The following is a 13,596-nucleotide window of genomic DNA, read 5'->3' as shown; positions in this document are numbered from 1 at the left end:
GGCGCATCGATGCAGGAAGACTGAACTGCTACACCATGCCCTGCATCGCAGCTTCGATGCCACCCCCAGAGTCGTTAAATTGATTGAAAGGAGAGCGAGATGGCTTCTGCCGCAATGGCTTGGGGGCAGCTAGGAGCCCATTTGCGTGAAACACAGCTGCTGGGTTCGATTCAGAGCACCCTGTATTGGGACCAGAACACCCGCATGCCCTCTGGTGGTGCACCCTGGCGAGGTGAGCAGCTCACGCTTCTGGCGACCCAGCTTCATGCACGTCAGAGCTCCGCGGTCTATGCGGATCTGCTGGCCGTAGCTCGTGAGCATTGGAACTCCGGTGAACGATGCCCCGAGCAGGGCCGCAATTTGGATTTGCTGGAGCAGGACCTGTGCAGGCAGCAGGCTCTCGATCCAGCCCTGGTCGCTGCATTGGCGACGGCCAAAGCCAAGGGGTACAACCTGTGGCAGCAGGCTCGAGCAGCGTCTGATTTCAGTCTTTTTGCACCGGCGCTTCAGACGTTGATTGACCTGCGCCAGGAGCAGGCCAACCAGCTGGACGAGCTTCGATCGTGCTGGGAAACCCTGGCTCAACCCTTCGAACCGGACCTTCGGCTTGAGCGTCTCGAGGCTCTGTTTGCTCCGTTAAGGCAACGGTTGCCGCAATTGGTCGCTCAGGCATCCACCCGCCCACGCCCACGATCAGCGGACTGGGATCTCGAGGAGTCAAGCCAGCAGCATCTCTGTGACGGGCTCCTGCAGGCCTGGGGCCGCAACTCCGCCATCACCTGTATGGCCCGCTCTCCCCACCCCTTCTCCATCACGTTGGGACCGGCGGATTACAGGATCACCACGCGTGTGGTGCCCGGTCAGCCGTTGTCGTGCTTCCTGGCCACCGCCCATGAATGGGGACACTCCCTCTATGAACAAGGGCTCCCGGACCAGAGCCATCAGTGGTTTGCCTGGCCGCTGGGTCAGGCCACCTCGATGGCCGTTCATGAAAGTCAGTCGTTGTTCTGGGAGAACCGCGTTGCCCGGAGTCGTCCGTTCGCGGAGCAGTGGTGGACTCGTTTTGCTCAGGCTGGAGCTCCCTTCACCTGTGCCCAGGACATGTGGCAGGCCATGAATCCCATCTCGCCCGGCTTGAACCGCGTTGAAGCTGATGAACTCAGCTACGGCTTACACATCCTGATCCGCACTGATCTCGAGATCGCATTGCTCGAGAAGGGCTTGGCTGTGAAGGATCTTCCCGGCGAGTGGAACACGCGTTATGGGGAGCTCTTGGGGGTTCGCCCCATGAATGATGCGGAGGGATGTCTTCAGGATGTGCATTGGAGCGAAGGCCTGTTTGGCTATTTCCCGTCGTACCTGTTGGGGCACCTGATTAGTGCGCAATTGAGTGAAGCGATGACGGAGGCCATCGGTGCTCCAGAAGATCATGTCCATCGCGGTGATGTTTCGCCCCTATTGGATTGGCTCCGTGAGCATGTGCACCCGCTGGGACGCAGTGTGAATGCGGAGCAATTGGTTGAAAAAGTCAGCGGTCGCCCCTTGAGCACCGAAGCCTTCCTTGGCTACTTGGAGAGCAAACTTGATCGCTTGCACCAGGCGTCCCAGCCTCTACAGGTTTGATTGGCCGAGGCGGCCCGTAGGATGCGCCGCGCTGTCCATCGCCGTTTATGGCCAACCTCGATCAGGCACCCAGCCGCAGCATGCCCAACCTGCTGCACGTGCTGCCGGCCTTCGCTGATGAAGCCGAACTTCGTCTCAACACGATCGTGGAGCTCAACTCCAACACGATCAACAAGTACGAGCTGATCACTGAAACAGGCCATCTCAAGCTTGACCGCGTCGGTTACTCCTCTCTGGCTTACCCCTTCGCCTACGGATGCATTCCCCGCACCTGGGATGAAGACGGTGATCCTCTCGACATCGAGATTGTTGGTGTCACTGAGCCCTTGATTCCTGGTTCGATTGTGGAAGCCCGCATCATCGGGATCATGACTTTCGACGACGGTGGCGAAGTTGACGACAAGGTGATCGCTGTTCTTGCTGATGACAAGCGCATGGATCACATCAAGAGCTGGGAAGATCTCGGTGATCACTGGAAGAAAGAGACCACCTATTACTGGGAGCACTACAAGGATCTGAAGAAGCCTGGCACCTGCACTGTGAACGGTTTCTTTGGAACCGAAAAAGCCATTGAGATCATCAAGAGCTGTGAGGCCCGTTATATGGCTGAGATCGATCCCAAGCTGGTGGACTGAACAAGCCAGTTTTCGGCTGGTGATCGGGCGGGGGATTTCCCCGCCTTTTTTCATGTCTCAGCGCTGGAACATGTTCACCAGGACGGCACGGCGTGCCTGGGGGTGTTGCGGGTGACCGCAGTGGGCGCCGCGCTGCGATGAGAGCACCATGTCTCCTGCCTTGGCATACAAGGCGATGGCTTCAGCCCCTTGCAGCTGACTGAATTCAAATGGTCCCAGACCGTGGCGTTTGTTGTAGCTGGCATTGCGCCACCAGAGCCGTCGTCGGCGTTGGGACTTGGGCACAAAGCAATAGGGCCCATCGGCCAGCGATTGCACATCACTGAGGTAAACGAAGGATTTGAACTTCAGGGAGCGTCCATCGCAGTGGTAGCTGCGCGTGTCCTGAACACCCCTGTTGATGTAGAGATTGCGGCACTTCACCCGCAGACGATTGAAGCTGCTTGCCAGAAGCAACCTCTGAATCATGGATTCCTGAAGACACTCTCGGATGCTGGAGTTCAGGCTTTCTGAGAGGCGCTCGGGATGAAAGATGTCGATCATTCCCGCATCGCTGCCGCTGCGGCCATCGGGGCGTTTGACCCGGTAGTTGATGACGGCCCGATCCGCATCGCGGAACTGGTTGTAGCCCTTCAGCACACGGTGATCGGGAAGATTGAGATAGGCCAGGGAGGCGAGGCGACCGTGATTTCCTGATTCGATTTCTTCGAGCAGCTCGCCAACATCCCTGTTGATCGATGCGATCAGTTCAGGAGTTGCGGCTTCCCGTAGGCAAATGATCCCCCGTCGACGCAGCGTCCAGGCAGCGGCAAGGAAGGTTCTGCGGTTGCTGAGGAGGTCGGAGAAGCGAAAACTGATCGACTGGACCTCCTGGCTGAGGGCATTGCCTTCGAGAAGGGTTGGCCGTGCCGGTGCGATCGCCGTGGAGGTCAACACGCAGGAAAGAGGGTTGGAGAAGAGTACCGCTGGATCGCAGGTCTCACGCTTGAGACCGAAAAGAATCTGAAGAGATTGGCTTGGTCACTGGGCACTGCGGTTTTTTCGCGCAGCGATGAATACGTTGAGACCAATGGGTCTTGCGCGTCTCATGAAGTGGTCGTTGTTTCCAGTGCTCTTGGGCGGTGTGTTGGCTGGATCCCTGCTGCCGTCGCTTTCCGCTGACGCCGCTGAAGTGGCTTTGCAGCGTGTTCCGCGGGAGTCGCGCATCGTTCTCGACCTCAGCAAGCGACAGATCTCTCTTGTCCGGGGTGGCCAGCGGCTTGGATCGTGGCCGGTAGCGATCGGAGATCCCAAGACGCCCACCCCCAAGGGGGAGTTCGCCATTCTCACCAAGAAAGTTGATCCCATCTATGTGACGAACAAGTCGGGCCAGCGGCGCGAGTTACGCGGACCCAGCAGCCCCATCGGCGATCGCTACATGGCTTTTCACCGCAATGGGCGCGGCGAATTTGGAATCCATGGAACGGCGTGGCCGCATTGGGTTCAGATCCGTGCTGCCGTGAGCCTTGGCTGCGTGCGCATGCTCAACAGCCACATCCGGCAGCTGTTTGAAGCCGTGGATGTGGGAACACGCCTTGAGATTCGCAGTTGATCAGGCTTCGGGGCGAACGGTGTCGAAGATCTCTTTAAGGATCTCTCCTGCGCCCTGATCTTTGAGGGTGTGGGCGAGGGAGAGGCCGATGGCCTCGGGGTCGCTGGCGGGGCCGCTGGCTTGGTCGCGGATCAAGCGTTTGCCGTCGAGGCTGGCCACCATGCCGATGAGGATCAGTTGATCGCCTTCGAAGCGGGTGTTCACGCCGATGGGAACCTGACAGCCGCCCTCCAGTTCCCGCAGAAAAGCGCGTTCGGCCAGGCAGCGCTGGGAGGTGGGCATGTGCTCCAGCACCTTGATTGCCTCCATAACTTCAGGCTTGCCCTCCACGCATTCAATGCCCAGTGCTCCCTGGCCAACGGCGTGCAGGGAGATGTCGCCGGGGATCAGTTGGTGGATCCGATCGGCAAAGCCCAGGCGGCCAAGACCTGCTGCAGCGAGGATCAGGCAGTCGTAATCGCCGCTGTCCAGCTTCTCCAGCCGGGTGATCACGTTCCCCCGCACGTCCTTGAAGATCAGGTGGGGGTAGTGGTGACGCAGCTGGGCCAGGCGCCGCAGGGAGCTGGTTCCCACCACAGATCCTTCAGGAAGCGTGTCGAGCTTGTAGGCCTGGTTTTTGGCATTCACGACAAGTGCGTCAGCCGGGTCTTCCCGCTCGGTGATGATGCCGAGCATCAGCCCCTCAGGAAGGTTGGTGGGAAGGTCTTTCAGGGAGTGGACGGCGATGTCCGCACGATCCACCAACATCTGGGCTTCCAGTTCTTTCGTGAACAGGCCTTTGTCGCCGATCTTGGCCAGGGCAACGTCCAGGATTTTGTCGCCCTGGGTCGCCATGGCTTCCACGGTGATTTTTAAGCCTGGATGCGCTTTTTCCAGTTCCGCTTTGACCCAATTGGTCTGCACCATGGCCAGCTGGCTGCGTCGTGAGGCGATGCGCAGTTCGGTGAGGGCCATGTACAAGGCGAATCAGCCGCCCAGCCTACGCTTTTGGGCAGGTCTCAATTGATTGGCAGCCTTGAGGTTGTGAAGCTTCGAAAGAGAAGGCCGCCTATGTGAAGAACGCGTAACATTCGTGTGCCGCGTAGGACCCTCATGCCAGGCCCCGTTGTGAATGGCGTTCGTCAGGTGGGAGCGATCGGCTCGGTTGCCCCTGAACCCCAGGAGCAGGAGACCATGCTCCCCTTGGTGGCCGAGGGATGCATTCGTTTGATCCTGTTGTGCAGTGGTGACGTCTTGATGGCGCGGCTTCGGCACACCACCGATCGTGATGGTGATCACGCCTATCAGTTGCTCCGGCCGCGTCTGGTTCGCTCGGCTGTAAAACCCCCGGAGGATGGTCAGCTGAGCTGGGTGCTTCAGCCTTATCTGGCGGGGCTTACGTCCCAGCACAACCTTGTGCTGTTCAAGGCGGCAGTCGCCTCTGTGCTTGAGCCCGATCCACGTCTGCTTCAGGCCTATGCCTTGGAGACGCGTCAGGAATGTCCTCTTGAGGAGACACCGGTGGAGCGCTTGAAGCGTGCCTTTCAGGAATTTACGGAGACCTTCGAAAGCCCTTCGTAATCCACACTGATGCACCGAATTTTTATTTTCTCCCAAAGGAAAACCCCAGTCTCAGACTGAGGTTTGATCTCTTCCGTGTGAGGAGGGCGTCTCAATTCCCTCAAGATCGTTATAGGAGCCCATCGGGGCTTTGAGCTAGGGGGAATGTACTTATGTATTACTCCCAAGACTGTTCGATGACAGCCTCGGGTTCGTGACCTACTTGATGTATTCCTTGAGCACCCCATTGCGGTTGGGATGGCGCAGCTTGCGCAGGGCCTTGGCTTCGATCTGACGGATCCTTTCGCGGGTCACGTCGAAAATCTGGCCGATTTCCTCAAGGGTTTTCATGCGTCCGTCGTCCAATCCGTAGCGGAGTCGAAGCACATCGCGCTCGCGGGGGCTGAGGGTTGCCAAAACTCCCTCGAGGTCTTCACGTAGCAGGTTCTTGGCGACGTCTTGTTCGGGGTTCTCGATGTCTGCTTCGATGAAATCGCCCAGACGGGAATCCTCTTCTTTGCCGATGGGGGTCTCGAGCGAGATCGGCAGCTGGGCACTCTTGGCGATGAACCGCAGTTTCTCGATGGTCATTTCCATCGATTCAGCGATTTCCTCTTCCGTTGGCTTACGACCGAATTCCTGGGAGAGAACCTTGGTGGTTTTCTTGATCCTGGAGATCGTTTCGTAGAGGTGAACCGGTAGGCGAATGGTCCGGCTCTGGTCCGCGATGGCTCGCGTGATTGCCTGACGAATCCACCAGGTGGCGTAGGTAGAGAACTTGTAGCCCTTTTCGTGGTCGAACTTTTCAGCTGCTCGAATCAGGCCAAGGCTGCCCTCCTGAATCAGATCCTGAAAACTCAGGCCCCGATTCATGTACTTCTTGGCAATCGAGACAACGAGGCGCAAGTTGGATTGCACCATTTTTTCCTTGGCTCGTCGGCCCAGCATTAAGCGACGGCGGAAGCGGATGAGCGGCATCTCAACCAACGCGGCCCACTCTTTTTTGTCGGGTTCCCGGCCGTTGTCGCTTTCAAATTGAGACGCCAGCTCTTCGAGGTAGAGGAGATCCGCGATTTTGCGAGCGAGTTCGATCTCTTCGTCGGGACGCAGAAGGCGGATCCGTCCGATTTCCTGCAGATAGACCCGAATGGAGTCTTCGGTGTAAACGCCTTTGGGGCCGATTTTGATGCTCGCCAGGGCTTTGGCCTTGGCTTCCTTCTCGGCAGCGGCTGTTTTGGCCTTCTCTTCAGCTGTTGGTTGAGCTGTAGCTGCCTTGGCGGTCGATTTTTTAGCTGTTGATGCCTTGGTGGTGGTCTTCTTGGCGGTTGCTGCTTTCTTTGTGGTCTTTGTGGTGGTTTTTGCCTTGGCGGTTTTGGCTGCTGCTTTCTTCGTTGTTCCGGAAGACTTGGCCTGATCCGCTGCTGCGAGCAGTTCATCTGCCGCGGCGCTCAGGTCCTTCGCGCTTGACTTGCTGGCTCGGCGGCGCGCGGGGGCTTTTTTGGATTCTTTGCTCGAGACTTCCTTCACTGTGCCGTCAGCATTGGCCAGAAGAACGATGTCCGGCTTGGCAGCTTTGGTGGCAGCTGGGGTCATGGTGAAAGTCGAAGTCGGATGAAGGGGGGACGCAAAAGCGGCAACATCACACCAAGGGCTCAGGCCCAAAAAGCCTGATCTTCTGTCACAACGGAAGAGAACGACGCAGCTGACGCTGAGACGGAGATCATGGGCTGATGGTGGTGTCCGCGAGTCGACGAAACGCTTGGACTAATTGTCTGTGCTGCCCGGGGTGGTCTCAGACCGGTCAAAGTGGCAAGGACAAGACCTTGACTTCAGACTCTGTGTCTTCCCTCTGGATCGAGCGCAGGGTTGGCAGAAAACGACCAACCTGTTCACGTTAATGAAGTCTTCCGAAGTTTGCAAGGTCCTGTCGCATCCAAGGCGCTGCGTTGATGTCTGGCTTGAGGCCGGGCGTGAGGGGCGGTCCTTCACCTACTCCGCTGATCCGTCCATGGGATTGATGCCAGGAGACCTGGTGCGGGTGCGCCTGAGAGGTCGTGCCATGCATGGGTTGGTGGTCGCGCAGCGGGAGTGGGGAGCGGATGAACCCCCAGAACTGCAGCCGGTGGAAGCACTCCTACAGCGGGCTGCTGTTGACCCTGATTGGTACGGCTGGTTGGAGGGGGTGGCGGACCGCTGCCACCTGAGCGCCTTTCGCACGTTGAAGGCGGCTCTGCCGGCGGGATGGATTGGTCAGGCCGGTCAGCGCTCGCTGGCGGGAGGACGTCAGATGTGGTGGGTGCAGGGCTGTGATCCCCTCGATGACGCTGATCAACCCAGCCCCCGCCAGCGGGAACTTCTGGCTTGGTTGAAGGCCCAAGGCGGTGGCGTCTGGCAACGGGATCTTGTGGCTAGTGGATTTGGTGCTCATTTGCTGCCCCCCCTGGTTCAACAGGGTTACCTGGTGCGTGAGCGTCGGCTGGCGGAGGACAAGGTCGCTGGGGGTGCTGATCTCCGGGAGCATCCCCAGGCCTTGACCGCTGAGCAGCATGCCGTGGTCGATGCCTACCAACAGCTTTCTCCCGGGCGTGGGCTGTTGCTGTGGGGAATTACGGGTTCCGGCAAGACCGAGGTGTACCTCCAACTCGCGGCCCAGGAGCTGGAGCGGGGCCGCCATGTCTTGTTGCTGACCCCCGAGATCGGTTTGATTCCCCAACTCGTCGATCGCTGCCGTAAACGCTTCGGCTCGCGCGTCGTTGAATACCACAGCGGTTGTGGTGACGCTGAGCGGGTCCGGACCTGGCGCCGCTGTCTTTCCGCGGAACAGCCATTGGTGGTTGTTGGAACTCGCTCCGCCGTGTTTGTTCCTCTGAAGCCGCTTGGATTGATCGTTCTTGATGAGGAGCACGACAGCTCCTACAAGCAAGACGCTCCGATGCCCTGCTATCACGCCCGCGACTTGGCCTTGGATCGGGTCGTGATGCAAAAAGCACGGCTTGTGCTGGGCAGTGCCACACCGTCGCTTGAGAGTTGGGTTCAATCTGGCTCCGATGGTGCCTTGACCTTGGTGCGTTTGACCCAGCGCATTTCGCGGCAGGCCCTACCTCCCGTGCATGTGATTGACATGCGCCATGAGCTGGCTGAAGGGCACAAACGTCTGGTGAGTCGTGCCTTGATGGACCGTCTTGCGGCGCTGCCGGAGCAGGGCGAACAGGCGGTGGTTTTGGTGCCACGTCGGGGATACAGCCCTTTTTTGAGCTGCCGCAGTTGCGGCGAGGTGGTGATGTGCCCCCATTGCGATGTGGCTCTCACCGTCCACCGTGGACAAGGTGGACGCCAGTGGCTGCGATGCCATTGGTGTGACCATCGTGAGGAGCTGGAGAGCCGCTGCAGTCACTGTGGTTCCACGGCATTCAAGCCCTTTGGAGCGGGGACGCAGAAGGTCTTGGAACTCCTTTCCCAGGAACTTGAAGGCCTTCGCTTGCTCCGTTTCGATCGGGACTCCACCGGGGGGCGTGATGGTCATCGACGCTTGCTGGACCGCTTTGCCGCCGGGGAGGCGGATGTCTTGATCGGAACGCAGATGCTGGCCAAGGGTATGGATCTGCCGCGGGTCACCCTGGCGGCGGTGCTCGCGGCGGATGGGCTTCTGCATCGCCCCGACCTCCGCGCAGGTGAGCAGGCGCTGCAGTTGTTGTTGCAGTTGGCGGGCCGAGCTGGCCGGGGCGAGCGACCGGGACAGGTGCTGGTCCAGACGTACACCCCGGAGCATCCGGTGATCCAACACCTGGTGGATGGACGTTATGAGGCGTTCCTTGCTCAGGAAGTGGCTCTTCGGAAGGAGGCCGGCTTGGTGCCCTTCAGTCGCGCTTGTCTGTTGCGTCTGTCTGGAGATTCCCCCAGCAAAACAGCAACGGCGGCAGCGGTGCTTGCTGAGCGGATCCGGCCGATGTGTCAGAGCCAGAGTTGGTGGCTGCTGGGGCCTGCCCCTGCTCCGGTCGCCCGCGTGGCAGGACGGAGCCGATGGCAGCTGCTCTTGCATGGACCGTCGGGCTCCTCTCTTCCGTTGCCTCCCGGGCAGGACCTTTGGGAGGGCTTGCCCAGGGGTGTGGCGCTCACCGTGGATCCTGATCCGCAGCAGCTTTGATCAAGAGGGCAGTTCCGGGAAGCCAAAGCCCAGCTTCCGCCGCACGACCTGCAGGAGCATGCTGCACGTCAGCAGCATCAGAATCACCAGCCCACCAAGGCCGAGAGGATTCCAGCGCCAGCCCCGCCAGTTGATCTCGGTGGTTGTTCCGGAATGCGCTGTGCTTTGAATCCGCCCATGGTTGAGGCTTAGATGCAGGTCCAGCCCAGGAATCTCGGGCAAATCGCTGAGGTCGACGATCAGTTGCAAGTGCTGCTGCACCCCCAGCAGCCAGTTGCGTTCCTCGAGCTTGAGCACCGGTGCAGGGAGAGAGATTCCTGCCGCGCGGCCAGCCACCTCAACCACAGCGGCCATCTGTTGCGCCAGATCATGCGATGACGCAATGCCGCTACTGATGTGCTGGTGTCCAGGCCCCGACTGCTTGATCTTCAGCCCGGACACCTCCCGTTCCAAATCGCGTTCAAACTGGTCTTGCCAGGGCAGGGAGCGTTCCTGGGTGCTCTGCACGTCCCAGGTGAGGGCCAGTCGATCCGGACCGCGAAGCTCGAGATCGGCCTGGATCCTTACGCAGCCACTCAACAGCAGAGTGATCCCCAGCAGAACTGCCAGGACCAGCACGGCGAATCCTGCCGCCGGTGGTCGCGTCGGCCCCGTCGGTGGCGGAGGCGGTGGTTCGGGGCGCCGGGAGCGCCGCCGTCGCATGGTGCTCGGCTGCCCGCTGCCGGAGGCATTCATCTCCAGTTGCGGCATCGTCATCGACCAGCGTTCCGGACGATCCAGGCTGGGGGCCTCGAGAATCTCGAGTAGTTGTTGCGCTTGCTGGCGCAACTTGGGATCTCGGCAGCGACTGAGCAGACGACAGGTGGCGATGGCCTTGTCGTCCTGCCCCTGCCCCATCCAGGCGGTGATCATCAAGTAACGCAGCCGGGGCCCCTCGGGACTGTTGGGCGGGTGGCTTTCCGCTAGGGGGAGGAGCAGATCCAGGCACTGTCCATAGTCCCCACGCTCGAGGGCTGCTTCCGCTTCGGAAAGGTCCAGTCCTGAGTCTTTTTCGCTCACCCTTCAGCCGCGTCCCACAACCATGGTGCCGATGCCAGCGTCCGTAAAGACTTCGAGCAACAGGGCGTGGGGAACCCTGCCGTCAATGATGTGGGCGGCTGCCACGCCTTGCGCCAAGGCGCGGATGCAGCATTCCGTTTTTGGGGTCATGCCACCTGCGACGACGCCGTCTTCGATCAATTGTCTCGCCTCTGAGAGGCGCAGTTTGCGGATCAAGGAGTCAGCATCGTTTCGGTCCTTGAGGATGCCGGGGGTGTCGGTCAGCAGGATCAGTTTTTCGGCCTCCAGGGCCGCCGCCAGTTCTCCCGCCACTGTGTCGGCATTGATGTTGTGGGCGCGCCCGTCATCGGGGGTTGCGGCAACGCTGGAAATGACGGGCACGTAGCCCTTCTCCAGCAGCGGTTCCAGCACATCGGGATTGACGCGGGCAACGTCTCCCACCAGCCCATGGCTGCCATCCCCCCAGGGGCGAGCCTCGACCAGGCTTCCGTCACTTCCGCTCAAGCCAACGGCACGGGTGCCGAGCTGATTGAGCCCATTCACGATCTGTTTGTTGACGCGACCCACCAGCACCATCTCCACCACATCCATGGTGTCGGCGTCAGTGACGCGCAATCCGTCGCGGAATTCGGCTGGAATTTCCAGACGCTGCAGCCACTGGTTGATTTCCGGCCCGCCGCCATGAACCACGACGGGTTGGACCCCAACACAGGCAAGCAGAGCCAGATCGCGAAAGACGGCAGCACGCAGTTCGGAATGGGCCATGGCCGCTCCGCCGTACTTGATCACGATGCGCCGTCCGGCGAAACGCTGGATATAAGGAAGGGCTTCGCTGAGCACCGACACCCTGAGGGCGTCATCGTTGTTCTGGGTTGACTGGGCCATGGCTTATGCCTCACCCGCGGGAAGCAGAACAACATCCAACCGCTGCTCATCCAGTTCCTTGAGTTCCGCTCGCATTCCCTTCGCGAAGAAACGCCCGAGACGCTCCTGCCGCTCTTGCCAGCGTTCGAGGGGAACGGCTCCAAGCAGAAAACGCAGCCGAAGGCCATAGCCAGCGTCGGAATGCAGCTCTTCGATCTCCTCCAACTGCGGCGGGGTGTCCTCATCCCAGAGCTTGAGCGCTTCGAGTGACGACTCCAGATGGGCCTTCTGGCCGTAGCGCCAGCGCGTCACATCCCCGAGAAGCTTGCCCAGTTCAGGGGCTGCTGCTTCCCGTTCTTTTTGAAAGGTCTTGATGGGTGTCACCCGGATAGCGGGTGGCAGCTCCGAGGATTTCAGGGCCAGTCCCCCCAACAAGATGGGAATTCCATAGAAAATTGTGGGCAGGCTGAGGTTGGCGCTTCCCGTCGCGTAAGCGGTGGCACCGATCACTGTCAGCACGCCTCCGGCGATGGTGACGAGGCTGCCGGGGGAGAAGAAATCCTTCATGAAGGCCTTGGCTTGATCGTCATTTTGACCTCTAGGCCATCAGGATGGAGATCCACTGCCTCGAGCTAGATGCCTGATCCATCGTCGACCGGCATGGACGATCTGCTCCAGCAGCTCGATCGCGATCGCAGCTGGTTGTTGCAGCAGATTGATGGCGGCCGTTGGCCCGAGCTCCGGCTTGACCTGGCGGCCCTCGAGCGAGAGCTCGGGCAACTGATCACCCGAGCTTCAGAGCTGCAGGACGAAGCCGATCGTTGAACCGCTCCGAACCGAGAACATCCTCTGATTCAGAACGGAATGTCGTCGGTGTCGGGAACCAGGGGCGCAGCATTCCAGCTGGCTGGTTCTGGCTCTTTCGCCACTTTCGTCGCCGCAGCTGCGGGGGCCTGTCGGACTGGGGCCGGGGCTGAGGGGTTGCCGGCGGGGGGAGCACCCGTGGCTGAAGCGCCGATCGGATGGAGCCGAGCCAGGGTGAATTCAGCCCGTTTCTCCTTCATGCCATCGCCTCGGGGCATGGTGTTCATCCGCAGCCGGCCTTCAATCAGCAGCCGCTGCCCTGTCTGCACACGGTTCTGTAGCTCCTGGGCCAGGTTGCCCCAGCCAACCACCTTCAATTCGCCTGGCGGATCACCCTCCCGCAGGGGGTCAAAGCGCACGGCCATCTCCGCAATGGGAGTCTGGTTGTCTTGGGTGTATCGAACCGTCGGTGCGTCGATCACCTCCACTTCGAGCACGCAATGGTTCATGGCTTGAGCTGGTGTCGGCGCACATCCTGATGCAAGGGCCCGCGAATGACCAGCGTCGTGTCCTGTTGCTGGCTGGAACCGGTGAGGGGCCGCGCTTGGTGCAGGAGCTCTCCCGCTGCAATTGGCGTGTGAGCGTGAGCGTGGTGACCTCAAGTGCGGCGAAGGCTTACGCGGGACTGCCGCTTGAGCGGATCTCGATCGGTGCCCTGCAAGGTGTTGGCGGAATCATTGACGCTCTGCACCAGGCCGGGCCTTTTCGTTGGGTGGTGGATGCCACGCATCCCTTTGCAGCTCAGATCAGCCATTCCCTGATCACCGCCTGTGCTTCGGTGGACCAACCGCTGCTGCGTTATGAGCGTCGCCGCGAACCGCTTGGAGCTGCCTCCCTGGTGGCTGATGCCAAGGCATTGGCAGTGCAGCCGTTCCAGGGCCAGCACCTGCTGCTGGCTATTGGGGGTCGCCATCTTCCGGCGATGGCTGCTGCTGTACGCCGCGCTGGGGCCATCCCCTATGGCCGTGCACTTCCGTCCCCTGATGGATTGCGCGCAGCCCTGCGGGCGGGTTTGGCTCCGGATCACCTCGCCGTGGTGCGTCCCCTGCAGGGGGAGGTGCCGGGGGCGATCGAACGAGCCCTCTGCCAACGCTGGGGCATCAGCGTGGTGTTGTGCCGCCAGTCTGGTGGTGTGACGGAACAGCTCTGGCATCAACTCACAACAGAGCTGGGGCTGAACTTGGTGCTGTTGCGCCGTCCATCCCCCCCCGATGGCATGGCTTGTGTCGAGGATGTAAGCAGCCTTTTGGATCGGCTTGAGCGAGATTGAAGCGAGT

The 13,596-nt window shown here is 60.4% G+C and carries 14 protein-coding genes; 7 read left to right on the top strand and 7 right to left on the bottom strand.

Features of this window, described 5'->3' with window-relative positions; genetic code table 11:
* Positions 1-99: 99 nt before the first annotated feature.
* Both DXY29_RS06940 and DXY29_RS06935 read left to right on the top strand, forming a co-directional pair.
* On the top strand, positions 100-1,623 hold the full coding sequence (locus DXY29_RS06940) for a carboxypeptidase M32 (protein ID WP_115023994.1): 1,524 nt from the start codon (positions 100-102) through the stop codon (positions 1,621-1,623).
* A 47-nt stretch (positions 1,624-1,670) separates the two neighbouring features.
* The gene (locus DXY29_RS06935) at positions 1,671-2,258 is read left to right on the top strand and encodes an inorganic diphosphatase (protein WP_115023992.1); all 588 of its coding nucleotides are present in this window, start codon (positions 1,671-1,673) and stop codon (positions 2,256-2,258) included.
* A gap of 57 nt (positions 2,259-2,315) precedes the next feature.
* Here DXY29_RS06935 and DXY29_RS06930 read toward each other — a convergent pair whose 3' ends face one another.
* Positions 2,316-3,194: a hypothetical protein gene (locus DXY29_RS06930; RefSeq protein WP_115023990.1), complete on the bottom strand. Its 879-nt coding sequence runs from the start codon at positions 3,192-3,194 to the stop codon at positions 2,316-2,318.
* A 133-nt stretch (positions 3,195-3,327) separates the two neighbouring features.
* On the opposite strand from DXY29_RS06930, the gene DXY29_RS06925 reads away from it, so the two are divergent.
* Entirely contained in the window at positions 3,328-3,849 is a 522-nt protein-coding gene (locus tag DXY29_RS06925) for a L,D-transpeptidase (protein WP_226422972.1), read from the top strand.
* Here DXY29_RS06925 and hemC read toward each other — a convergent pair whose 3' ends face one another.
* Positions 3,850-4,803, bottom strand: a complete 954-nt coding sequence (gene hemC, locus DXY29_RS06920; RefSeq protein ID WP_115023987.1) for a hydroxymethylbilane synthase — start codon at positions 4,801-4,803, stop codon at positions 3,850-3,852. It lies immediately after the preceding gene.
* 138 nt (positions 4,804-4,941) lie between these two features.
* Between hemC and DXY29_RS06915 the strand changes: the two genes are divergently transcribed.
* Positions 4,942-5,409 (top strand): hypothetical protein, encoded by a 468-nt coding sequence (locus tag DXY29_RS06915; protein WP_115023986.1) that lies wholly within the window; start codon positions 4,942-4,944, stop codon positions 5,407-5,409.
* A 198-nt stretch (positions 5,410-5,607) separates the two neighbouring features.
* Here DXY29_RS06915 and rpoD read toward each other — a convergent pair whose 3' ends face one another.
* A complete protein-coding gene (gene rpoD, locus DXY29_RS06910; RefSeq protein WP_115023984.1) occupies positions 5,608-6,981 on the bottom strand; it encodes an RNA polymerase sigma factor RpoD in 1,374 nt (457 codons plus the stop codon).
* A gap of 304 nt (positions 6,982-7,285) precedes the next feature.
* Between rpoD and priA the strand changes: the two genes are divergently transcribed.
* Entirely contained in the window at positions 7,286-9,532 is a 2,247-nt protein-coding gene (gene priA, locus DXY29_RS06905; protein ID WP_115023982.1) for a primosomal protein N', read from the top strand.
* On the opposite strand, the gene DXY29_RS06900 is transcribed toward priA, so the two are convergent.
* Genes DXY29_RS06900 through DXY29_RS06890 form a run of 3 tightly spaced genes read right to left on the bottom strand, consistent with a single transcriptional unit; the run spans position 9,533 to position 12,022 of the window.
* Positions 9,533-10,591, bottom strand: a complete 1,059-nt coding sequence (locus tag DXY29_RS06900; RefSeq protein ID WP_115023981.1) for a DUF3153 domain-containing protein — start codon at positions 10,589-10,591, stop codon at positions 9,533-9,535.
* 3 nt (positions 10,592-10,594) lie between these two features.
* Complete coding sequence (argB, locus tag DXY29_RS06895; RefSeq protein ID WP_115023979.1) at positions 10,595-11,476, bottom strand: acetylglutamate kinase; 882 nt, start codon at positions 11,474-11,476, stop codon at positions 10,595-10,597.
* A gap of 3 nt (positions 11,477-11,479) precedes the next feature.
* Positions 11,480-12,022 carry a DUF2854 domain-containing protein gene (locus tag DXY29_RS06890; protein WP_115023977.1) on the bottom strand — a complete coding sequence of 181 codons (543 nt, stop codon included), beginning with the start codon at positions 12,020-12,022 and terminating at the stop codon, positions 11,480-11,482.
* Between the two features lie 69 nt (positions 12,023-12,091).
* Here DXY29_RS06890 and DXY29_RS06885 point away from each other — a divergent pair, with 69 nt between their 5' ends.
* The gene (locus tag DXY29_RS06885; protein WP_115023976.1) at positions 12,092-12,280 is read left to right on the top strand and encodes a hypothetical protein; all 189 of its coding nucleotides are present in this window, start codon (positions 12,092-12,094) and stop codon (positions 12,278-12,280) included.
* Positions 12,281-12,309: 29 nt separating this feature from the next.
* On the opposite strand, the gene DXY29_RS06880 is transcribed toward DXY29_RS06885, so the two are convergent.
* A complete protein-coding gene (locus tag DXY29_RS06880) occupies positions 12,310-12,768 on the bottom strand; it encodes a single-stranded DNA-binding protein (protein WP_115023974.1) in 459 nt (152 codons plus the stop codon).
* A gap of 29 nt (positions 12,769-12,797) precedes the next feature.
* On the opposite strand from DXY29_RS06880, the gene DXY29_RS06875 reads away from it, so the two are divergent.
* Positions 12,798-13,589, top strand: a complete 792-nt coding sequence (locus DXY29_RS06875) for a precorrin-6A/cobalt-precorrin-6A reductase (RefSeq protein ID WP_115023973.1) — start codon at positions 12,798-12,800, stop codon at positions 13,587-13,589.
* Positions 13,590-13,596 lie beyond the last annotated feature (7 nt).

The organism is Synechococcus sp. UW69, from assembly GCF_900474185.1.
Taxonomy (GTDB): Bacteria; Cyanobacteriota; Cyanobacteriia; order PCC-6307; family Cyanobiaceae; genus Parasynechococcus.
The sequence above is the reverse complement of the archived record's forward strand: the minus strand, read 5'-3'. Positions and strand labels throughout refer to the sequence as shown.

Bases quoted from the DNA above. Each gene is read 5' to 3' on its own strand.
- DXY29_RS06880 (WP_115023974.1), bottom strand. From the start codon at position 12,768: ATGAACCATTGCGTGCTCGAAGTGGAGGTGATCGACGCACCGACGGTT.
- DXY29_RS06915 (WP_115023986.1), top strand. From the start codon at position 4,942: ATGCCAGGCCCCGTTGTGAATGGCGTTCGTCAGGTGGGAGCGATCGGC.
- rpoD (WP_115023984.1), bottom strand. From the start codon at position 6,981: ATGACCCCAGCTGCCACCAAAGCTGCCAAGCCGGACATCGTTCTTCTG.
- DXY29_RS06885 (WP_115023976.1), top strand. From the start codon at position 12,092: ATGCCTGATCCATCGTCGACCGGCATGGACGATCTGCTCCAGCAGCTC.
- DXY29_RS06875 (WP_115023973.1), top strand. From the start codon at position 12,798: ATGCAAGGGCCCGCGAATGACCAGCGTCGTGTCCTGTTGCTGGCTGGA.
- argB (WP_115023979.1), bottom strand. From the start codon at position 11,476: ATGGCCCAGTCAACCCAGAACAACGATGACGCCCTCAGGGTGTCGGTG.
- DXY29_RS06925 (WP_226422972.1), top strand. From the start codon at position 3,328: ATGGGTCTTGCGCGTCTCATGAAGTGGTCGTTGTTTCCAGTGCTCTTG.
- DXY29_RS06890 (WP_115023977.1), bottom strand. From the start codon at position 12,022: ATGAAGGATTTCTTCTCCCCCGGCAGCCTCGTCACCATCGCCGGAGGC.
- hemC (WP_115023987.1), bottom strand. From the start codon at position 4,803: ATGGCCCTCACCGAACTGCGCATCGCCTCACGACGCAGCCAGCTGGCC.
- DXY29_RS06940 (WP_115023994.1), top strand. From the start codon at position 100: ATGGCTTCTGCCGCAATGGCTTGGGGGCAGCTAGGAGCCCATTTGCGT.
- priA (WP_115023982.1), top strand. From the start codon at position 7,286: ATGAAGTCTTCCGAAGTTTGCAAGGTCCTGTCGCATCCAAGGCGCTGC.
- DXY29_RS06935 (WP_115023992.1), top strand. From the start codon at position 1,671: ATGGCCAACCTCGATCAGGCACCCAGCCGCAGCATGCCCAACCTGCTG.